Genomic DNA, 21,096 nt, shown 5'->3' with positions numbered 1-21,096 from the left:
ACATATAGTAGTTTACTATTCCTGCACTTTATCAAATAATGCTAAAAAAACATCTTTCAACTCATCATTCATAAGTGGTATGCCAATTCCTTTGAACATCAAACTTATATGTTCGATTTTATGAATAAATTCGGCTCGGCTTACACGAAATATTTCAGGATTCATCCAAATATCAAAAAGCATTGTAAAAGTTTCAGCTGCTTGCTTCGGAAAAACAACTTGCAGCGAGCCGTCTTGATTGCCCTCATCAATAATTTTTTGAATACCTGGTGCAACAACCTGAATTCCTTCAGTGATGCGGCTATAAACAAACTCGGCAGAATTCATTTTCAAAGGAATCGTGGATAAGTTTTCTTCCTTTCCGCTTTGAGAAATTGAGAAAGAAATGCCTTGTCTTAAACGCTCTAAAGCATTTAAGTTTTCCAAATCAGAGATGTCATTAAAATAGTTATTTGCTGTTAGCATTTCCTTTGTGATGGCATCAATAACATCAGCACGCGTTTTAAAATGATGATAAAATGCTCCTCTAGTAATATCCCCTACATCATCTACAATTTCTTGAATCGTTACATTATCCCAACCGTTTAAAGTAAATAATTTAACAGCTGATTCAATGATTCTTTTTCTCGTAACTTCTGGATATTTATTTCTGGCCATAAAATATCTCCTTATAGATACATTCGAATGTATTTATAATAATAGGCGCTTCCTTTCAAATTGTCAACAAGATACGATTTATGAGAATTGCTGAAGAAAACTAGAAAAGAACTAGTAAAGGTAAGTAATTTAGCATATATTTTGAATTTAAATGGAAGTAAAATCCGAGTGTTTTTAGGAAAAGTAAAGTCAAATTCTAATACATAAATGACTTCCTGACGATAAATTAGTAGAGAAAAAAGTAGAGCATTATCCGAAAAATTTTCCTAAGCATGGAGGAATAGTTATGCAAATATGGGTGGATCGATGGACGCAATTATTAAAACAGCTTGAACAGCAAGGTGCTTGGATTCATCCACTGGAGATAAAGCCTATGGCTACTGTGTATGAACTATCAATGGTAGAGATGCGGCTCGGTGTTCCGATTCCTTCTGAGTTACGTGATGTATTACTTCATTGTTCTCGACAAGTGGGGGTATATTGGTCTTTACCTGACGAGGCACTACTTCCTATTGAGCTGGAAGACACACCTTTAGGTAATTTTGGCTGGAGCTTGGAAGAACTCGAATGTCCTGATTTTGGCGGAGACAGTGATAATGAAAAAGAACAACTATACCTACAATTTCATACGGCTGGCAATGGTGATGCGCTCCTTATTAAGAATGAGGATGGTTCAGTTTGGTATTGGAGTCATGAGGAGGGTGAGTTTGACCTTCTTGCCTGGAGTTTTAATGATTATATAGAGAAGGTCACGACTTTAGGGTGTATAGGGGCAGATTGTGGACAGCATCGACAATTTTGTAGTGAGGATGGATTAGATATAAGTTTGAACAACTCTCAAATCTGGCTAAAGTGGTTTGAGCAGTATTTAACTACAACATGGAACCAAGCTATGTATCACTTGGATTCCTTACTCATATATGTATCAATGCATGGTGTGAAAGAAGCCAAAGTTCAAGAAGCATTTACACGGTATGATTCTGAGAAGGTGTGTGCTGCGCTTCGAAATAAAATTGAACAATCAAGGCCTTTAGCAGACAAAGAAGCGTGGTGCAAAGTGTTAGTAAAGGTTTGTGCGACAGAGGCAAGTGATTGGGTAAGGACACTTTGGGAAGACCAAAATGATATGCCTACTTGTATTCGAGATTATTTAACAGCCTATTGTCTACCAAAAGAAGAGGGATTATTTCTTGTTCTTCAAGATATCGAGCAAGGGCGAATTGATGCCTATACAGCTTTACATCGACTACGTCATTTTCATAGCCCAAAAACGATAACTTGGATGAAACGCTATGTTTCCTTTCCGATAGATGGGTGGGATATGCTTTTAGTAGAATCACAGCCGAGTGCAGATACTTTATTTGAGTGGTTAAATGGCAGTGAAGTAGAGCGTCTAATTGCTATACGAGCAGTATGTCAAATGTTGCAGCAAGGAATTAAGCCGACTGCTTCAGTGGATAGGGAGAAATGGCAGCCTTTGCTTACGTTTTGGAAGGACAATGAAGTACTACGAAAACATAAACAATTATTTAACCAAGCTCTAAAAGGCTTGGATCTTTGGTGAGATTTAATGACTGTCAGGAGGAGAAATGATTGAACAATTTCACTATATTCGCTTCTATGAATAATACGGAAGATATCGAATGTAAGATTTCCGATGTTTTTGGTAAAGGTTTTGCTATTGAAAAAAATGAAGATGACTATCACATAAAGTCCAAAGCATTATTTAACAAATACAAATTGATCATTAGAGTGATGTCTGAGGATACAAATCCAGCTTACTTTGTGAATAATATTCCTGGAATGATGAACTATTACAACAGTATTCCTTTTGAAGATGACAATTTAAAAGAATTAGTTTTAACACAAATTTCTGTGTTAAATACAGTTATTGCGATCGAATCTGAAAAAGAAATAAAGGATGAACAAATGCAATTATGCCTGAGCCTTCTATCAACTATAGGGGGGATTGGCTTATTACCAAATAGCACCTTACTAGACAGGGAAGGTGTAGTTATTGTTTATCCGGATGGGCAATCAGGGCCATCTAATTTTAGACCTTATGCTTGTACACGAAAGGTGAGGGTACAAGAGGCAATATCAGAAGAAGGTCATCAAAGAAAGAATAAAACGTTAGCCTATTTAAAAGAAAAAGGTATTCCATATACAGATTCACTCCCGCAACTTCCGCCAATGAAGGATTGTCAGTTTAAAATTAAGGAGGATATTGCTAGGAGAGCTGTAGCTTTATTAATTGTTATTCAATTTGCTTGTGATGTGGCACAGGGAGAAAATATCGGGGAATCAAGAGACTTCTTCATCAATATGTTGCGTAAATATGAAGTGGAAGCCAGTCTAACTGACAATGAAAGGGCCTTTTTAAATGATCAACAACCAAATGTACAAGAAGCCATTAATATTTCATGGCAATATGAAGCTTATTGGACACTGATTTGGGCACTTGGATTTGTTGAGAAGCTTGATTTTCCTGAGGGAGTATGTGATTGTGAGTATGCTATTCAAGTTGTTTCTAACTATGAAACGTTTGAGCAATTTTATCTTCAAAGTGCGATGCGTAGCCAGGAAGAAATACTGGATGAAACTGATAAGATTTATAGATTACACTGGGCTTGTGTAGATAGTCGTATACAAGAACAAACAGCTCCTGCTGGTATGAATGAAAGTATTGTGTTGGAAAGACGCAGAGGCTTATTCTGGTTGATCGGTCATCAAAATGAAGATTGGGATACTATTTCAATGAATACCTAAAAAACGATAGCAAACTAGGGATCCTAGTTTGCTATCGTTATATAAGAAAGGTTATTTTACATATGTTGGCTTATTCACCTTATCAATTAAAAGAATACCATCGTATTGATCGCGTGGAACAAGGCTTTCTTGTATAACTCCCCAGCTATAGGATAAGCGAGGTTCAAACATCCATGAATTACCACGTTCATTTTGACGATTACGTAAATCAATGAATGTGTAAGGTTTGTTGGCTGAAGATACAATATCTTCGATAGATCCTTTTATAGGTGGTAAAACGGCCATCGTCTCGCCCATATTATTGGCAGTTTCTCCGCTTGTCATATATAGACCTAATACATAGCTATATTTTTTGTAGATATCTGGTAAACGTTCACCCATTAATTTAACTGGATATGGGGAGCCCATTACGTCTGATTGTGCCTTACGAATATGGTCATTATGCGCCCAAACGATAAACTTTTCTGTTGGATAAACTTCTTCAGCTAGCCAAAGTAAGTTCTCCATCATCGCCTGATCACGCCACTCCATCGTTTTTAAAAATGATTCATATTTATTTTGCTCCATCTCGATATTGGACTGAATTGTTAGCTCTACATATTCGTCTGCCAAACGGATACGGTCTGCTAAAGTGCGCTCCATCAGTTTTACTATTTGAAGTTCATTCGGATAAGCCTTTTGAAGCTCTTTTTCCTTCTTTTGAACTTGAGATATTACTTGTTTATACACGTTGATAATAGCTGTTTTTTCTTTCTGGTAGCCTTTTAGATCTTTGCTAGAGCTCCACTCCGCGAGTTGCTTCTCCGCATCACTGAATTGCTGAGCCAATTGTGGGTTTTGCAACCAATCCCCATTCGTAAATGCCCCTTGCTGTTGAATATCAAAGCCTGCTAGAACAAGAGGTTTCTCTGTAGCTTGAGTTGTTTTTGCGTATTCAAAAAGAGGCAATGTTTCTTTTGTCCACCATACTCCAAATATAGCATCCTTCATTGTTTGTAGAGCAGCTTGTTTGTCAATTTTCCCTTGGGCGTTCATGACATTGCCCATACCACTTTCAAAGGCTAAAACATTGTAGCCCATTTCCTGATGTAAAAATTGTATTAAACGAGTTTTAGCGAGATTAAACTGTGCGACCCCATGAGAGCTTTCTCCTAAAAAGACAATACGTTTATCGTGTAATAACGGTTTTAGCATTTCTAAATCCTCAAATTTACTAGATGGGATTTTCTGCGCACTAATTGCTTCAGGTTGGATGGAAGACAAGCTATACGCATGATCGTTCACCCATTTCTTCCAATCCTGTAATGTCTCATTAGAAGTCCTAGCCTGTTGCACCATGCCGTAGTTTTCCTGTTCTTTTATTGCAGGGACAGCCGCTGAGGCACTAGTTATGCCACTGAATGCTATTAAACTTGTTAGTGCCATACTTATAATAACTTTACGTTTCCTATATATCTTCATTAAAAATCAGCCCTTCTCTTTATGTTGATATTTAGTATAGGGGGCAAAGTTTAAAGCATAGGGGGAGTTTGTTTAAATTTTGTTTAAATTTGGAATGGTTGTAAAAAAAGAAAGCATCTCCATTTGTAAGGATAAGGGAAGAAGTACAAACGGAGATGCTCAGTAGCTATTTATAATGATACGTACTAGCTCTAACATGGTTACGTTGAATCTGGTTGAACCACGCACGATCCTTTTCCTCTTGTTTTAGGGTACCAATAATGGAGGAGGAGCAGCTCACACAAATTTTTGCTTGTGTAATTTGTCCACATCTTTCACAAGGTGCACCCAAATTAGGGAAAATTGAATTTTTTAACTTTCCGGCTTTGACCCATTTATACAGTAGCTCAGATGATACACCTGTCAAAGTCACAACCTCATCGTTTGTTAAATAACGATTATTTTTTCTTAATAAAAAATGATGTAGTTCTGAAAAAATATCCTCTTCTCTCACATCTATTCTTTTTTGAAATAGCAACATAACTAGTCCTCTCCTCGTCACATCAATTAATGATTTCATTAACTGTTATAGGTTGTTCGTCATATTTATAGTTTTCCCAACGATTACGCGCTAGCTTTCGATATTTTGGCGAGACAATCTTATCAGCAATTAACCTTGAAAAGCCTTTTTTGGCTTCTGTCATATCACCAAGTCGGAGGCTTAATTCAGCATGTAAAAACTGAATTCGCTCTCCACCTTCCTGATTAGAGGCAAATGATTTACTGTAAAAATCTCTAGCGGCAAAAAGGTAGCGTTTTTCAGATTCTTCGTCGTCTTTTATGCGATATAACCAGGCAATTTTTAAGGCGAAATTAGCCATTAAAAGCGATTCTTCCATTGATGCACGGGATACTAAGTAGGCCAGCTTAAAACTTATAATAGCATCATCGATCGTGCGTTCCTGACAGATATTCATAGGGTTCTGGAGCTCTTTAATGTATAGTTCATCTATGAGCTGCATGAAAGGTCCATATGTCCGTGTCATTGATTTATGGTAAGCATAGCCACAATGTGGGCACACGGCAACTTCGTACAGCAAAGGGTTTAGGCCATCATAAACAGGCATGAAGTCTGTTTGTTCCTCGATAATTTTATATCGATTTGGGCGTACTTTATACGTTGTAAAATGCTTTTTGCAAAATTTACAATCTACGCTACTTTCATAGTAGTAAATGTTAAATGCCATAAGAATCAACTCCTTTGCAAGCTCTAGAATATTATTTCTTTTGTTCTATTTATACGTAGTAAATTATCGTTCAATGTATTTAATTGATTATCTATCATTTTAACAATTCTGTGTTCTTTGGTATACTCCTTTAGAATTATTAATTTAAAAATAATGCTTGCGTTTTTAGTTAAATATTATTAGAAATAGGTTCGTAATAGTATTTATCGGTGTACTTAAAGTAAGTTATATAGTTCGAGCAAATTTTGTCGAATTATGTACAATTTATTTCATAGGCAATTCGAATTGTATAGTTCAAAAGTTTGGTGTGAGAGGATGGAGTAAATGACATATAAAATAGTATTTTTTGATGTGGATGGTACTCTGATCAATTATGAGAATGGCGCTGTGGAAGAAAGTACGCGGCAGGCCATTCAACTACTACAGGATAAAGGGATTCATCTAGTGGCTGCGACAGGAAGGCCGTTGTCCATGTGTGATGAGCTCAAAAATTTGGGGATTGAAACCTTTATTACAGCAAATGGGGCATATGTAAAGCACAAGGATGTTGTCATACATAAAATTCCGATTGATAAGGGCATTGTTCAAAATGTTCAAGCTTTTGCACAGCAACAACAGCATTCCTTAACATTTTTTACAGAACAACTTACGATGAATGATATACAAAATCCGTTAGCCTTAAGCGCGATGCAAGAGACATTGTCTTTACGTGATTTTCCCGTTAGAAATGACAGCATTATAGATGAAGAGGTTTTTCTTATGTGTCTCTATGCGGATGAACAGGCTGAAAAAAGATTAGCTTGTCAATTTTCGAATATATTACGGCAACGATGGCATCCTTATATTGTGAATGTCTTACAGCATGATGTGTCCAAGTCGATAGCTGTAAAGGCTGTACTAGATTATTTTGAGATTAATTCTAAGGATGCAATAGCTTTTGGAGATGGAGAGAATGATATAGATATGCTAGAGCAGGTTGGCCTCGGGGTTGCCATGGGAAATGGTAGCCAAGCTCTAAAAAATGTTGCAGATTTTGTTACAAAGAAATCCATTGAAGGCGGCATAGATTTTGCTTTACGTCAGCTTCACATTATTTAACGACATATAAGGTAGTAAAGTGGATGTTTGAGAAACTCTTTGGATATATGGTTATGAATGTATAGAACAATGTGTTAGGTGGTTGGATAATGGCACAGCATGTGCAATCTCTAATTGAACATTACGGGTATTTTGGCATCATCGTGATCCTAATTGGAGGCATTGTTGGGTTGCCACTTCCTGATGAAGTATTTTTGACTTATGTAGGCTACAGTGTTTATCGAGAAAGCCTTGAACATATTCCCGCCTTAGTAAGTGCAATGGTTGGCGCAATGGGAGGTATTACTGTAAGCTACTATGTTGGCCGTCGATTTGGCTTACCGCTCTTGCAGAAATATGGACCAAAAATTCATATAACTGAGCAAAAAATCGATTTCACTAAAAAAATGTTTTCGAAAGTTGGGCCATTTTTATTAATCGTCGGCTATTTTATTCCTGGTGTACGCCATCTGACAGCCTATATTGCCGCTATTAATAATTATCCCTATAAGAAATTCGCTTTCTTTGCTTATACAGGGGCATTTATCTGGACTTTCACATTTATAACAATAGGGAAAGTGCTAGGGGAGAAGTGGCGATTTGTCGGTTACTATCTATCCCATTATAGTATTTATGTCATCTTGTTGTTTATCCTAGTCATGATAATTGTTTATTATCTATTTAAAAAAAGAAACGTACAAAAGTGAAAGTCGGTATGATTCATACCGACTTTTTGTTATGGCAAAATGGCAAACGATCGGACAGGGAATCCGGATGCTTTTTCAGGTTTAGGTACGATATTGAAAATAATAGCTCCTTTTGGAGGAAGCTTGTCCAAATTAGTCATAAGCTCAATTTGATAGGTGTCTTGATCAAGGACAAAATATTCTCCATCCAATTTGCCGCTTTGACGAAAATCAGTAGCAGAATCGGTATCAAAAGTTTCGTGACCGATTGCACTTACTTTACGTTCCTTGAATAAAAATTGTAATGCCTCCAAGCCCCAACCGGGAATATGATTATGTCCGTCCACATCTTTATTACTGAATGCCTCTTTATCTGGCCAACGTTTACTCCAATCTGTTCGAAGTGCCACAAAAGTACCTTCTTCAATCTCTCCATGTTGTGCCTCAAATTCAAGAATATCTTGAACACGTAGCGTAAAGTCATGATTTCTGGAAGCCTCTTGTGATTTATCAATGACGATAAGAGGGAGAACGAGTTCCTTTAGCGCTAGTTCATCTAGAAAGCGAGTATCTCTTACAAAATGAATCGGTGGGTCGATATGTGTTCCATATTGGCCTGGAAAGGTAAATTGCTGTGCGAAAAATCCATCATCATGCGAGAATAATGTTTCAAATCTAGCATCCTCAAACATGAAAAAATGAGGTGAATCAGGGCCGAAGGTATGTGTCAAATCGACCCATTGTTTTGATTTTAGTAAGTGCAATGCTTGTAAAAGTTCGTTAGACATTTAATTCCCTGCTTTCTATTAGTTGTAGTAAATAAAAAAGAGTCCTCTATAGAAGAGGACTCCCTGAATCAAACAATGGTAGTTCGTCTTCTCATCTTAAGGCTAAAAATTTTGCCAATAGGAATTAGCACCATACTGTTGAGCTGGTTGCTGAGACTTCATAGGGCCAATCCCTCCGTCTCTCTTGATAAGAAATATGATATAAGAATTTTCAGAAACAATATTACAAACACTTTAGCATATTTTTTTATAGTTTACAACTTTGATAGGAATACAGGGTTAAAATGGATTCACCAATTTAAAATTAATGTTACCCCACAGCAAGCACTATCCATAAGATGTATTCTAAAATTATCTGGTGTATAGTTTGTTTCGAATTTCGTAGTGATGCCTGTGGATGTAATTAATTTTTCGACCTCTGTTTTATTTGAAAGTTGTGCGGCATTTTTTAAATCATGTGCAAATTGTTGAGAACTATCAATTTTATCCGTAAGTAATTGTGCTTGCTGCATAATCGTCTTTATCCGCGTAGCTGAAGATATTAATTTTTGTGTATCAACAGGGGGAAAGGGACTATTACTGGTAGGCATTGCTAAATGTTTAGAAAGGGATCTAGCTGTAAGGTGATGGGCTGTCGACGGTATTGGGTAATGGTAGGGGTGAACAAAATACGGATAAGGATTATAATACAATTCAATTCCTCCTATCCAAAAGCTGATATCTTATCTTATGTATCATGATCTTTTTAGGTGTTTGGATAAAGATATTCCTGTACAGGAGTATAAAATATAATATGTTGAATGACATGCTACACAAACAAAAAAGGAAGCCATGGCGTGCTTCCTTTTTGTTCTTTAGCCAAGAACATTTAATACATCATCTATTTTTTTGCTATGTGATAGGATTCCATAATTCATCCACGTTAAAAAATCGACCTCATAAACACAGCTGGTCTTAACTGCACTTAGGTTTTTCCACATAGAAGATTTTAAAATAGTACGCTCTTCATGCTCATAAATGGAGTGCTGCTTGTCGAAGGTGATAAATAAATGATCAGCGTCTAGTTGTAGCAGCTGATCTGATGTCAGGTGAGCTTTACGCTGATTACGCGGTATTTTCCATACTAATGGATGAGGCGTTAAGCCTAAGTCGCGGTATAGGATTGGCCCTGTATAACCGCATTCAGGGCCGGCATACAGCGTAATGCCAATGGCTGAAATGCGAAGAAATGCCACACTTTGCCCGTAAACGGATTTACCGAGAATTCGTCGAGCCTTCTGTACCTTATCCTCATATTCTGTGATAATATCTTTCATCATAGTGGTTTTTCCTGTTAAATCAGCAATTTTAAATAGGGTCGATTGCCAGTCCTCCCCAGGGTGGTTTAGGTGACAGATTGGGGCCAACTTATTTAAATGAAGACAAGTTTCCCAACGCTCTATACCAGCATCTAACATAATTAAAGTTGGTTTATAGTGAAAGAGGCGATCCACTTCTCCATTTTGTACATCGATATCGGGTACACCCTGCAGGCCTAAATAGTCTTGTTTTCCCCACTTGGAATGACTGAATTGAGCAATTGGTGTAATTCCTAAAGCCACGAAGAAGTCCTCTAAGAACGGTGCGAATACACGGACATTATTGCTCTGATTTCGTCGATATTGTCCTGGGGAAATACCTACATGCTCTTTAAAGCGACGATTGAAATAATATTCGTTATTAAAACCAATGGACTGACTAATTTCAAATACCCGATCATTAGTTGTCATTAATAATTGTTTGGCTTTTTCAATACGTATACTATTTAAATAATGAAGAGGAATCTGCCCCGTAATATCTTTAAAAATACGAGAGTAACTCCATCTTGGAACATCTGCCAGTTCTGCTAACTGTTCAACAGTCCAATCCCTTCCAAAGTGTTTGTGCAAATATTGGATAGATTGCTCTACAGACTGACGATCATTTTGTAGTATAGGCTTCGGTTGGTTTTGTTCAAAAATAAATAGCATCAATTCTTGGAAACGAACATGCTGCTCAAAAATAGTGTGTTCATCCTTTGCTTGACGACACCGATAAATAGCTTCTAATAGACTATTGCATTGAGAAAAGGGAAGAAGACGTAGTTCTCTAACACTTGTAAAGAGACTAGTAGGAGCATGGGATTCACTTAGATAGATCGTGTTAAATGTCAATTGGTACAAGCAGAGAGGCTCATCGGCAGTGTGAATTTCGACATGGCTATTAGGTGGAATAATCACACATTTTTCTTTCATAAGGTGGATAGTTTCATGATTTGTCTTAAGTGTTCCGTTACCACTAATAAGGATGAAAAGCGAATAGTATGTATTGCTATATGGCTGCATATCCGCTGAAAAAATAGTATATGAAATAGTTTGTAAATGATAGATTTGTGTTAAATTACCCATTGTCCACGCACTCCTAAGTAAAGTTTAAATTTGGAAAACAGCACAAAGAAAGCCCCCTAAAGAGCTTTCTTTTGTAAATTATTTCACGAACCATTTCTCAAGATCATCATATTTTAGTAGGTTTGCAGTAATGGCACCAGACTGCCAATAAGTTCGATCAGCAATATAAACTTGTCCATTTTTTACAGCAGGAACTGTTTTCCAAAGTGTACTATCTAACCATTTAATCGCCTCTTGATTTTCTTCGGTTTCCCAAGTGCCATTTGAAGGGAAGAGTATAATATGATCAGCATCTAATTCTGGAATAGCTTCTTCAGACAAGACCTCGTGGAACTCTGTCATATCACGAGCTAATGGATGTGGAGTTAAACCAACTTCCGTATAAATGTAGCCCGTGTAGCGATTCTTTATACCGAATAATGCCAATGTTTTATCTGCAACATTTAGACGAACAACGGCAACAGTTTCGTCACCAACTGATTCATCTAACTTAGCTTTTAAATTAGTAACACGTTTCTCATATTTATCAACGATTTCATTTGCTTTCTCGGGAATATTTAAAACATCCGCTATTGTTTTCACAATTTCACGTGGATCTTGTAGTATATCTTCTTTTAAGCGATAAGTAGGCGCAATCTTTGAATATTCTTCATATTTTGCCTTATCTGCGGCACCATTCACGATGATTAGATCTGGCTTTGCTTGGAGTAAGGTCTCCATACTACCTGTAATGTCGAACTCAGGTACATCTAATCCTAAATAATCTTGTTTACCCCAGGATGGGTGATACCATTGCACGACAGGTTTGACTTCCAAAGCAGTTAAATAATCTTCCATATAGATGGCTGCTACTCGCTTTGGATTTGTAGGAATTGTTACTTCTCCAAACTCATCTTCTACAATTCTTGTATCTTCTTTTGATTGACTCTCAATCTCGGAATTTTCTTGTGTTTCGTTTGAACCACAGGCACTTAAAACAAACATCAGTACAAAGAAAAGTACCAATGTAAAAGAACGATTTATACGCATGGCAATTCACTCCTATAAATTTACTAAAACAGCTTGGATATCATCCTAATCTAGAATGATAATCATTCTCGTTTGACTCAAGTAAATTATAGGATACAACATAAAAACAAACAATACACATTCTCAACATATTTTTTATACAAAATGAAGTTTGGAGCACTATTGTTTCTTTTTATCGAAAAGTAGCCATAACAGTGTAACAACCGCTGCAAGCATAACCATTAAGAATCCATAGATTGGTGTGTGTGCTAACGATTGATGTCGAATAATAAATCCTCCAATGTATGATCCTAAAAATATACCAATGTTGAAAGCAGAAATATTCAATGCGGAGGCCATTGAAATGGCTGATGGTATATATTTTTCAGACAATATAACCGCATATAGCTGCAATCCTGGGACATTCATAAACATAAATAGCCCCATGATTAGGACCATGATTAATCCGATAATTGGCGATTCGAGAGTGAAGCCAATGCCAAGTAATGCTAAGGCAAGTCCTACAAAAATAATAAAGATAGAACGAAGTGGATTTTGATTAGCGAAACGGCCGCCTAATGTATTACCAATAGCAACACAAATACCATAGACAACTAATATAATAACGACCGCATGTGGTGAATAACCCATATATTGTTCTAGAATAGGTGAAACATACGTGTAGACAACGAAGGCACCACCGTATCCAATTGCCGTAATGAAAAGGATTAATAACATACGAATATTGCCTAATACTTTGCCGATATCACGGAGAGAGATTGGGTTACCTTTCGATAATTGGCTAGGTACTAACAAAGCATTACTAATTAATCCGATAATCCCAATGATGACGATAAAGATGAACGACATACGCCAGTCTGTTACTTGTCCAATGAATGTGCCTAGTGGGACACCTGTTACAGTGGCTAATGTTAATCCTGTAAACATAAAGGCAATTGCACTTGCTCGTTTATTTGGTTCAACTACATCGGCTGCAATGACAGAAGCGATGGACATAAACACACCATGTGCTAATGCAGAAATAATGCGCCCGATTATAAGTATTGAGAATAAAGGTGCTATAGCTGCTGTTAAATTCCCAACGATAAAAATAGCCATAACTAGTAATAAAACGGTTTTTCGACTGAGACGAGAGGTTAAGGCTGTTAATAATGGAGCCCCGACAGTGACCCCGAGAGCATATATAGAAACGGTTAAGCCCGCTGTGCTTAAAGATATACCAAAATCATCTGTAATTAATGGTAAGAGACCGACACTGATAAATTCAGTGGACCCTATACCAAATGCACTGATTGCAAGTGCTAGCAAAGTTAATTTAGCACTTGGCTTTTTTGATTGTGACATACTACTAATATCTCCTTTGATTTTTTTTATTATGTGTAGTAACATTCATGCATACCTAAAAGATCTGTAGAGTACTTTTGGTTACTTTTGAATATTACGGGGGGTTACAATGCAAAAAATTTATAATATTGGTGTAGAAGCTACACTTGAAGTCATTGGGGGTAAATGGAAACCAGTCATTCTTTGTCATTTAAACCACCATGGTAAAATTCGTACAAATGAGTTTCGACGATTAATTCCAGGGATTTCACAAAAAATGCTCACAAGTCAATTAAGAGAGTTAGAGCAAGCTGGACTAATCCTGCGAAAGGTTTTCAATCAAGTACCGCCAAAAGTTGAATATTCCTTAACGGACTATGGACAAGGAATGGAACCTATTCTGAACATGCTTTGCACTTGGGGCGAAAAGCATGTTGAAGTATTACAGGACAAAGGCGAAGATGTATTGTTAAAACAACGTGATGATGATATAGCTATGCAGCAAACATCGTAATGAGGGAAGAAAGAGACTGTCAAACAGTAGACAGTCTCTTTGCCTTTTTAATGCTTATAGAGCAAAGTCGTATTCATCTGGATTTGGTCCAACACGTTGTTCAAGGTTCATCGCATTGATGATAGCCATTTCTTCGTCTGTTAAAGTAAAGTCAAAGATATCGGCATTTTGCATCATACGTTCTCTACGTACAGATTTTGGAATAGTGATCACGCCATTTTGTACATCCCAGCGCAAAATAACTTGAGAATTTGATTTTCCATATTTTGTTGCAATTTTTGAAATAGTTTCATCTTCAAGAAGTCCGCCTTGCATTAAAGGTGCCCATGCTTCAAGTTGAATTTGATGCTTGTCACAGAATGCACGAAGTTCCACTTGTTGTAAACGTGGGTGGAACTCCACTTGATTCACAACTGGTTTAATACGAGCAAATGATAATAAGTTTTCCAAGTGTGCCACAGTGAAGTTACATACGCCAATTGCTTTGATCTTGCCTTGTTCGTATAGGTCTTCAAGAGCTTTCCAAGATTCAGCAAACTTGTCTTTACCTGGCCAATGAATAAGGTAAAGATCTAAATAATCTAATCCTAATTTTTGTAGGCTCTCTTCATAAGCTGTAACAGTTTCATCATAGCTTAATCCGTCATTCCATACTTTTGATGTAATAAACAGATCTTCACGACGTAATCCAGTGGATGCTAACGCTTGTTTAATACCTTCCCCTACGCCTGCTTCATTGCCGTAAATAGCGGCAGTATCGATGCTGCGATAACCGACTTCAATAGCGTTTTTAACCATCTCAGCAGTAGCATCATTGGCTACTTGAAAAACACCTAAACCCATACCAGGCATTTGTAAACCGTTATTTAATGTGATTGTATCTTGTAAATGATTAATCATTGTGATTCCTCCAATTGTTTGATTGCTTATTGCTTCTTTATTATGGTTTCCCATCAAGGTAAAAAAAAGTACGCACATTTTTGTTTCATAGAAACGTTAAGGTAACTTTTGTGAGTGGACAAAGGTTAGTGGGAATAAATTTTTTTCATATTAACAAAGCATGCACTTGATAGATCGCATTTATTAACTAAAATCATATAGAACAAGTGCCATGACAATTGCTATATAAAAAGCTTTGGGCTTGAAGTGGAATCTCTTAATAAAAGGAATTTTTTGTTTCGAAGCAGAATTAAAGTAATATTACTTTAAAAAGGGGTTTGGATAATGAATCGTTTAAATTTAATTACATTAGGCGTTAAGGATATGGTACAGTCTCTTGCTTTTTACAGAGAAGGTCTTGGCTTTGAGGTTGTTGTGTATGGGGAGGAAACAGATCCAGATGTTATGTTTTTTAATAATGGAGGAACAAAAATATCGCTATTCCCAGTTGAAAGATTGGCTAAAGATATTAATGAAGCTAACCCACCTGAAATCGGTCAAGGCTTTGGAGGCATTACGCTTGCCTATAATGGCAAATCTAAAGAAGAAGTCGATAAGGTATTTGAGTTAGCAAAAAAAGCTGGGGCGAAGATTGTTAAAGAACCGGAAACGGTCTTTTGGGGTGGGTATAGTGGCTACTTCCAAGATCCGAATGGCTTCTATTGGGAAGTTGCCTATGGTGATATGTGGCAGTTCGACGAAAATGATATGTTGATTATTCAGTAATGATCTAAAAAAGATAGCAGACTAGAGTGGCTAGTTTTGCTATCTTTTTGCTTTAACAATAGTGCCCTTTCATTAAATCCACAAAGTTTTGGGCAGCTTTAGATAGGTAATGGTTTTTCATCCAGACAAGCCCAACGGAAGTGGATAACTCTGAAGCAGGAATTTTATAGGCATGGAGCGGTAGGTCTTCAAATTGCTTTAGAATGGTTTCAGGTACGATAGATGAGCTAAATCCTGTAGCAATTAAATTCATTAAAAGTGCGGTGTCTGAACATTCTCCAACAATATGGGATTGTAATTGGAAGCGGGAAAAAGCTTCTAATATGGAATAGTGAACGCCTAAACCTTCAGTGCTTGGTAAAAGGAGTGGCCAGTTTTGAATTTCAGCCAATGTGACATCATGTTCTAGCCGATCATTTTTATTGGATTGAATAAAGTAAAACGGTTCTGTATACATATGAAGGACAGAAAAATCATCTAATTCTAAGGGCAAACGAATGATGGCTAGCTCTACTATACGATCTCTTACAAGTTTACAAAGATAAGAGGATTCATTTTGTTGAATTTTATAAGTCACCTTAGGATATTGTTGCTGAAATTGATGTAATAATTGAGGGAGTTCAACAACTGAAAATGTATTGATACCTAATGTTAATCGTCCATGAATACCTAATCCTACATCTTTAACTTCCACTTCAGCTTCTGCCATTAATTGAGCAACCTGTAGTGCATATTTATATAAGGTCTTTCCAGCCTCCGTTACTTTGAAATACTTCCCACTTCTTTCCACAAGTTTTGAACCTAGTTCTTCTTCCATAGTTTTTAAATGCTGACTTAATGGAGGTTGAGAAATATGTAGTCTTTCAGCCGCAGCAGAAATTTTTTTTTCCTCCACGATCGCTATAAAATACCTTAGTTGTCGAATATCCAATTAAAAAAGCACCTCCTTATTATTCGTAAAACCTAAGTAAAACATATTTTTTAAATATTTTTCATATAGTTAGTGTCATGTTAGCATATTTATATAAAAGAAAAAAGGAGAGTAATCTCTTTTTTCTAGCACCTAAGTGTGAAGGGGATAACATCAATGCCAACTAAAACAATATTTCCACTTTTATTAGTTTATATGTTTCTCGCTATGCTTGGTGCGGGCCTTGTCATACCGATTCTCCCTCAATTATTGATTGAGTTCGGAGCAAGTGGCAAAGCAGCAGGATATTTAGTATCTGCATTCGGATTAACACAATTTTTATTCTCACCTATAGCTGGGAATTTTTCTGATAAATATGGTCGAAAGCCGATGATAATTGGTGGCCTTATTTTGTTTGCACTATCCAATTTAGTTGGAGCCTTAGCAAGCAATTTTACCATCTTTCTTATTTCACGTTTTATTGGAGGTATGGGTTCTGCAGCATTAGTTCCTTCTATCATGGCTTACATCGTAGATATTACTACTGAAGAAAAACGAACGAAGGCGATGTCACTTTTAGGTGCATCTATGTCTTCAGGATTTATCGTTGGACCAGGTGTAGGTGGACTTTTAGCGGAATTAGGCACAAGAGCGCCATTCTTTACCTCAGCTACTGTCGGTATTTTAGCAGCGATGAGCTGTTTATTTTTATTGCCAGAATCAAAAAGAACTAGACTACATATTGAAACGACTTTTAAAAAGGAAAATATTATTCTACAACTTGTACAATCTATTAAATCTCCATATTTTATTCTGCTATTTATGATATTTTCCCTGACATTTGGACTAGCACATTTTGAAACAGCTTATCCATTAGTAGTGACGCAGAAGTATGGCTTTACAACTAGGCAGATTTCTATATTATTTATGGTTTGTTCCTTAGTTGGGACAGTGAATCAATTATTATTGACAAGCTGGCTTACTAATAAGTTTGGGGAAAAGCATATCATTAGCAGTATGCTTCTTTTTTCAGCTTCGGCGCTTGTCCTCCTCCTACTGTCCGCTAATTTTTATTACGTGATGGTGATGACGATGCTATACTTCTCATTTAATAATATTTTGCGTCCAACCATTAATACTCTTTTATCGAAAGAAGCAGGTAATGAACAAGGCTTTGTGGCAGGTTTAAACAATGCGTATATGAGTCTTGGGCAAATTTTTGGGCCAGTACTTGCAGGCATATTATTTGATCTTCAAATTAATCTACCTTATTTATTTGGAGCGTTTGTCCTAATCGTAAGTAGCGCTATATCTATGAAACTATTAGGAAAGAAGCGAGGAGACCATTTACAACAACATAATTCGATGCAATAGCAAAATCAGACTAATGAAACGAAGTAGGAGCTGAACATCTACATGATGAAGAAATGGGTATTTGCATGTCTTGGAATAGGGTTATTCCTTCAAGCGTGTATGCCAAACGATCATAAGGATACTGTCCATAAAGAAGAAGTTGTAGAGATTGGCGATCAGCTACTTCATGCGGCAAAACAAGGAGATAGGGATACCATCTATAAATTAATAGCAGATGAAAATATTGATTTGAATATTCAAGATGCTAAAGGACGTACTCCAATCATGATTGCAACCTATAACAATGATGTGGCAATGGTAAAGGCTCTCATTGATGCAGGGGCAGATGTGAATATTCAAGATAATATGGATAACAATCCTTTTTTATACGCGGGTGCAGAAGGCTATATAGATATTTTAAAACTCGTTAGTAATGCAGGAGCCGATCCAACACTAACGAATCGATATGGAGGAACCGCTTTAATCCCTGCATCAGAGCATGGCCATGTGGATATTGTCAAATATCTCTTAGAGCAAACTTCTATCGATGTCAATCATGTGAATAACTTAGGTTGGACTGCATTAATGGAAGCCGTTATTTTAGGTGACGGAAGGGAAAAGCAACAAGAAACGGTGAAGCTTTTACTAGATCATGGTGCGGATATGAGTTTAGCTGATTTAGAAGGTATGACGTCATTGCAACATGCCGAGGAAAAGGGATTTAAGGAAATCACCAACATTCTTGCTAATGACAGCTTTAAAAAATTATCTGAGGCGGATAAAGCTCAAATAAAGAAGAAATTCTTTCAAGCTGCGGATCAGGGGAACGTTGCACAAGTTACGGAGATTTTAAATAAAGGAATCGATATTAATGTTGCTGATGAGCAAGGAAGAACGGCGGCTATGATTGCAACCTATAAGAATTACCCAAATGTTGTTAAGGTTTTAGTTGAACATGGGGCAGACATCAATATTAGAGATCACATGGAAAATAACCCTTTCCTTTATGCGGGTGCGGAAGGATACTTAGAAATTTTAAAGCTAACGATTGAGGCAGGAGCAAACCCTACCATTTTAAACAGATTTGGTGGGACGGCACTTATTCCGGCATCAGAGCATGGTTATGTAGAGAATGTTCGAGAGATTCTTGAGCATACAGATGTCGATGTAAACCTCATTAATAAACCAGGCTGGACAGCATTGTTAGAAGCAATTGTCTATGGTGATGGTGGGCCAATGCATCAAGAAACCATTCATTTATTGATCGAATATGGAGCGGATGTTAATGTGGCCGATGCAAAGGGAATCACACCCCTGCAGCATGCACAATCTCGAGGATTTCAGGAAATAAGCAAGATTCTTATTCAAGCAGGAGCAAAATAGAGGCTATGCACACAAGGTGTTGGAAGTCCTAGTAGGGCTACTACACCTTTTTTTATTGTAACTTATGTCTAAATATTGAAGTTCTATTGAAAATAATTGTGCATAACTACTAAATTATCTACCGAGTTTTCGGAATGTTTGTACAAGGACAAAATTAAGCAAAACTTTAAAATAGGAAATGAAAGCGCTTTATTTTGTTGGTCATCACAACCAAGCTAAATAAAGATAAAAATGAGGTATAGGGAGGGGTTAATTAATGAATAAAGTAAATTAATGGAAAGGAGACTATCAACTTTTATTTTCATAAATACATAAAAATTGGAGTGAGGGGCAATGTCAACGATAGCTAACGAACAAAAGCAAGGTTTAGATCCTGAATTTGAACATACAGCAATCCCGAAAGAGCATCGGAAAAGTTTCTCTTCGGTTTCAGCTGTTTGGTATAGTTTCCCTCTCGTATTAACGAGTGCTGTTATTGGTGGTGTCGTGACAGCCATGCTTGGTTTTAAAATAGGTGTTGCAGCTATTCTAACGGGTAACCTGCTATTGTGTATTATTGTAGGGGCACTTAGTTACCTGGCTGGAAATACAGGTGAAAACTTTGCGATTTCCGCAAAAAGAACATTTGGTCAATTAGGTTATTTAGCAGTATCAGGACTGCTTTCAACAGTTGTTGTTGGGTGGTTTGCTTTAATGGTTGGTCTAACTGGAGACACAATGTTCCGTTCATTTGGAGCTAACTTATTAGTCATGACGATTTTAGGCGGAGTGCTTTATGTTGCAGCCACTTTTATTGGTATCAAAGCGCTCACAATATTAGGATATATAGCAGCACCTTTGTATCTCATTTTAGGGATTATTTCAGTAGTCATTGCCTTTAAAAATGGTTCCGGAGATATTATTAATTTTCAACCAATCGCAGGTGCAGGCGCTCTATCGTTTGGAGCGGCTGTGACAATGGTATTTGCCACTTTTACTGATTCAGGTACAATGACTGCTGATTTCACACGATGGGCGAAAAATGGGAAGCAAGGATTTTTGGCGGCATTTACGGCTTTCCCCATTTCAAAATTTTTTGCAGAAGTGATTGGAGCTATTATTGTAGCAACTGGCGTTGTATTACAACCTGAAACGACTGGCGGCGATTTTATTATGATATTAGCTGATGCTGGACCGTTCCTTTCTATATTAGCTATCATTTTTGTATTTATTAACCTTGGTGTTGGTTGTACACATTGCTTGTATAATGGCGCTGTAGGTTGGTCACATATGACAGGTGGTAAAATGAGAACATTGACGATTGTCCTTGGTGTCATTGGTATTGCTGTTGCTATTTCAGGTATATGGAATGCCTTTCAAACGTGGCTAAACCTTCTTGGGCTAATTGTTCCACCGATTGCGACCATCATTATTATGGACCAACTTATCTTAAAGAGGAAAAATGATGAGACGAAGAAATGGCAGCCTTTGTCCTTTATCGCTTGGGCTTTAGGGGCACTTGTTGCTTTAACTGTAAATGCCTACGCTCCTCAACTGTCAGTTGTAGTAGCAGGGATAGTATCATCAGCTATTTTCTTCTATATTGGTAGCTTGTTTACTAATTCCACTTCACTGAATGAATCAGAGAAACATGCATAGATATACCCTTAGAACGCAACTTTACAAGAAGTTGCGTTTTTTTATTCTCCCTCCTTATTCAAAGTTTTAAAAATTAAGAAGAAAACAAGTAGGGAATTACCCTATAATAACCATGTATGGAATTTATCTTGTTTTTATTTTTAAGATAAATGTATAATGCAAAATATGATATTTTAATATAGCTTTTAAAC

Annotated in this window: 20 protein-coding genes, 1 pseudogene and 1 riboswitch; of the genes and pseudogenes, 10 read left to right on the top strand and 11 right to left on the bottom strand. The window is 36.9% G+C overall.

Annotated features, from left to right (window positions below):
• Positions 1–15: 15 nt before the first annotated feature.
• Positions 16–657: a TetR/AcrR family transcriptional regulator gene (locus AO843_RS02540; protein ID WP_054609578.1), complete on the bottom strand. Its 642-nt coding sequence runs from the start codon at positions 655–657 to the stop codon at positions 16–18.
• 286 nt (positions 658–943) lie between these two features.
• Here AO843_RS02540 and AO843_RS02535 point away from each other — a divergent pair, with 286 nt between their 5' ends.
• Complete coding sequence (locus AO843_RS02535; protein ID WP_197278852.1) at positions 944–2,221, top strand: SMI1/KNR4 family protein; 1,278 nt, start codon at positions 944–946, stop codon at positions 2,219–2,221.
• 29 nt (positions 2,222–2,250) lie between these two features.
• Complete coding sequence (locus AO843_RS02530; RefSeq protein ID WP_054609577.1) at positions 2,251–3,426, top strand: DUF4272 domain-containing protein; 1,176 nt, start codon at positions 2,251–2,253, stop codon at positions 3,424–3,426.
• Between the two features lie 51 nt (positions 3,427–3,477).
• Here the strand turns inward: AO843_RS02530 and AO843_RS02525 are convergent, their stop codons facing one another.
• The 3 genes from AO843_RS02525 to AO843_RS02515 all read right to left on the bottom strand — a co-directional run bounded on the left by AO843_RS02525 (position 3,478) and on the right by AO843_RS02515 (position 6,113).
• Entirely contained in the window at positions 3,478–4,887 is a 1,410-nt protein-coding gene (locus tag AO843_RS02525) for an erythromycin esterase family protein (protein ID WP_054609576.1), read from the bottom strand.
• Positions 4,888–5,053: 166 nt separating this feature from the next.
• Positions 5,054–5,407 carry a hypothetical protein gene (locus AO843_RS02520; protein WP_054609575.1) on the bottom strand — a complete coding sequence of 118 codons (354 nt, stop codon included), beginning with the start codon at positions 5,405–5,407 and terminating at the stop codon, positions 5,054–5,056.
• Between the two features lie 22 nt (positions 5,408–5,429).
• On the bottom strand, positions 5,430–6,113 hold the full coding sequence (locus AO843_RS02515) for a DUF2225 domain-containing protein (protein WP_054609574.1): 684 nt from the start codon (positions 6,111–6,113) through the stop codon (positions 5,430–5,432).
• 324 nt (positions 6,114–6,437) lie between these two features.
• Between AO843_RS02515 and AO843_RS02510 the strand changes: the two genes are divergently transcribed.
• Together AO843_RS02510 and AO843_RS02505 are read left to right on the top strand one after the other, a co-directional pair.
• Entirely contained in the window at positions 6,438–7,211 is a 774-nt protein-coding gene (locus AO843_RS02510; RefSeq protein ID WP_054609573.1) for a Cof-type HAD-IIB family hydrolase, read from the top strand.
• 89 nt (positions 7,212–7,300) lie between these two features.
• Entirely contained in the window at positions 7,301–7,897 is a 597-nt protein-coding gene (locus AO843_RS02505) for a DedA family protein (RefSeq protein ID WP_054609572.1), read from the top strand.
• A gap of 29 nt (positions 7,898–7,926) precedes the next feature.
• Here the strand turns inward: AO843_RS02505 and AO843_RS02500 are convergent, their stop codons facing one another.
• The 5 genes from AO843_RS02500 to AO843_RS02480 form a co-directional block, all read right to left on the bottom strand.
• Complete coding sequence (locus AO843_RS02500) at positions 7,927–8,664, bottom strand: cyclase family protein (protein WP_054609571.1); 738 nt, start codon at positions 8,662–8,664, stop codon at positions 7,927–7,929.
• 88 nt (positions 8,665–8,752) lie between these two features.
• A riboswitch (SAM riboswitch) is annotated at positions 8,753–8,858 on the bottom strand.
• A 96-nt stretch (positions 8,859–8,954) separates the two neighbouring features.
• Entirely contained in the window at positions 8,955–9,356 is a 402-nt protein-coding gene (locus AO843_RS02495) for a YuzC family spore coat inner layer protein (RefSeq protein ID WP_054609570.1), read from the bottom strand.
• Positions 9,357–9,518: 162 nt separating this feature from the next.
• The gene (locus AO843_RS02490) at positions 9,519–11,090 is read right to left on the bottom strand and encodes an AraC family transcriptional regulator (RefSeq protein ID WP_054609569.1); all 1,572 of its coding nucleotides are present in this window, start codon (positions 11,088–11,090) and stop codon (positions 9,519–9,521) included.
• 78 nt (positions 11,091–11,168) lie between these two features.
• Complete coding sequence (locus AO843_RS02485; protein ID WP_054609568.1) at positions 11,169–12,119, bottom strand: ABC transporter substrate-binding protein; 951 nt, start codon at positions 12,117–12,119, stop codon at positions 11,169–11,171.
• A gap of 159 nt (positions 12,120–12,278) precedes the next feature.
• On the bottom strand, positions 12,279–13,463 hold the full coding sequence (locus AO843_RS02480; RefSeq protein WP_054609567.1) for an MFS transporter: 1,185 nt from the start codon (positions 13,461–13,463) through the stop codon (positions 12,279–12,281).
• Between the two features lie 109 nt (positions 13,464–13,572).
• Between AO843_RS02480 and AO843_RS02475 the strand changes: the two genes are divergently transcribed.
• Positions 13,573–13,956 carry a winged helix-turn-helix transcriptional regulator gene (locus AO843_RS02475; RefSeq protein ID WP_054609566.1) on the top strand — a complete coding sequence of 128 codons (384 nt, stop codon included), beginning with the start codon at positions 13,573–13,575 and terminating at the stop codon, positions 13,954–13,956.
• A gap of 54 nt (positions 13,957–14,010) precedes the next feature.
• Here AO843_RS02475 and AO843_RS02470 read toward each other — a convergent pair whose 3' ends face one another.
• Entirely contained in the window at positions 14,011–14,856 is an 846-nt protein-coding gene (locus tag AO843_RS02470) for an aldo/keto reductase (protein WP_054609565.1), read from the bottom strand.
• 324 nt (positions 14,857–15,180) lie between these two features.
• Between AO843_RS02470 and AO843_RS02465 the strand changes: the two genes are divergently transcribed.
• The gene (locus AO843_RS02465; RefSeq protein WP_054609564.1) at positions 15,181–15,621 is read left to right on the top strand and encodes a VOC family protein; all 441 of its coding nucleotides are present in this window, start codon (positions 15,181–15,183) and stop codon (positions 15,619–15,621) included.
• Positions 15,622–15,673: 52 nt separating this feature from the next.
• Here the strand turns inward: AO843_RS02465 and AO843_RS02460 are convergent, their stop codons facing one another.
• Positions 15,674–16,552: a LysR family transcriptional regulator gene (locus AO843_RS02460; RefSeq protein WP_054609563.1), complete on the bottom strand. Its 879-nt coding sequence runs from the start codon at positions 16,550–16,552 to the stop codon at positions 15,674–15,676.
• A 156-nt stretch (positions 16,553–16,708) separates the two neighbouring features.
• On the opposite strand from AO843_RS02460, the gene AO843_RS02455 reads away from it, so the two are divergent.
• The 4 genes and pseudogenes from AO843_RS02455 (at position 16,709) to AO843_RS02440 (ending at position 20,905) form a co-directional block, all read left to right on the top strand.
• Entirely contained in the window at positions 16,709–17,905 is a 1,197-nt protein-coding gene (locus AO843_RS02455) for an MFS transporter (RefSeq protein ID WP_156313926.1), read from the top strand.
• 45 nt (positions 17,906–17,950) lie between these two features.
• Positions 17,951–18,628, top strand: a pseudogene (locus tag AO843_RS25015) (ankyrin repeat domain-containing protein); the annotation flags it as partial.
• A complete protein-coding gene (locus AO843_RS24445; RefSeq protein WP_369814395.1) occupies positions 18,614–19,267 on the top strand; it encodes an ankyrin repeat domain-containing protein in 654 nt (217 codons plus the stop codon). The pseudogene AO843_RS25015 and the gene AO843_RS24445, both read left to right, overlap by 15 nt.
• 333 nt (positions 19,268–19,600) lie before the next feature.
• Complete coding sequence (locus AO843_RS02440; RefSeq protein WP_054609562.1) at positions 19,601–20,905, top strand: cytosine permease; 1,305 nt, start codon at positions 19,601–19,603, stop codon at positions 20,903–20,905.
• Positions 20,906–21,096 lie beyond the last annotated feature (191 nt).

This window comes from Lysinibacillus sp. ZYM-1 (genome assembly GCF_001308875.1).
Taxonomy (GTDB): domain Bacteria; phylum Bacillota; class Bacilli; order Bacillales_A; family Planococcaceae; genus Lysinibacillus.
The sequence above is the reverse complement of the archived record's forward strand: the minus strand, read 5'-3'. Positions and strand labels throughout refer to the sequence as shown.

Coding starts and splice junctions, on each gene's coding strand:
- AO843_RS02485 (WP_054609568.1), bottom strand. CDS start 12,119: ATGCGTATAAATCGTTCTTTTACATTGGTACTTTTCTTTGTACTGATG.
- AO843_RS02525 (WP_054609576.1), bottom strand. CDS start 4,887: ATGAAGATATATAGGAAACGTAAAGTTATTATAAGTATGGCACTAACA.
- AO843_RS02540 (WP_054609578.1), bottom strand. CDS start 657: ATGGCCAGAAATAAATATCCAGAAGTTACGAGAAAAAGAATCATTGAA.
- AO843_RS02465 (WP_054609564.1), top strand. CDS start 15,181: ATGAATCGTTTAAATTTAATTACATTAGGCGTTAAGGATATGGTACAG.
- AO843_RS02470 (WP_054609565.1), bottom strand. CDS start 14,856: ATGATTAATCATTTACAAGATACAATCACATTAAATAACGGTTTACAA.
- AO843_RS02455 (WP_156313926.1), top strand. CDS start 16,709: ATGCCAACTAAAACAATATTTCCACTTTTATTAGTTTATATGTTTCTC.
- AO843_RS02440 (WP_054609562.1), top strand. CDS start 19,601: ATGTCAACGATAGCTAACGAACAAAAGCAAGGTTTAGATCCTGAATTT.
- AO843_RS02475 (WP_054609566.1), top strand. CDS start 13,573: ATGCAAAAAATTTATAATATTGGTGTAGAAGCTACACTTGAAGTCATT.
- AO843_RS02535 (WP_197278852.1), top strand. CDS start 944: ATGCAAATATGGGTGGATCGATGGACGCAATTATTAAAACAGCTTGAA.
- AO843_RS02490 (WP_054609569.1), bottom strand. CDS start 11,090: ATGGGTAATTTAACACAAATCTATCATTTACAAACTATTTCATATACT.
- AO843_RS02505 (WP_054609572.1), top strand. CDS start 7,301: ATGGCACAGCATGTGCAATCTCTAATTGAACATTACGGGTATTTTGGC.
- AO843_RS02520 (WP_054609575.1), bottom strand. CDS start 5,407: ATGTTGCTATTTCAAAAAAGAATAGATGTGAGAGAAGAGGATATTTTT.
- AO843_RS02515 (WP_054609574.1), bottom strand. CDS start 6,113: ATGGCATTTAACATTTACTACTATGAAAGTAGCGTAGATTGTAAATTT.
- AO843_RS02480 (WP_054609567.1), bottom strand. CDS start 13,463: ATGTCACAATCAAAAAAGCCAAGTGCTAAATTAACTTTGCTAGCACTT.
- AO843_RS02510 (WP_054609573.1), top strand. CDS start 6,438: ATGACATATAAAATAGTATTTTTTGATGTGGATGGTACTCTGATCAAT.
- AO843_RS02500 (WP_054609571.1), bottom strand. CDS start 8,664: ATGTCTAACGAACTTTTACAAGCATTGCACTTACTAAAATCAAAACAA.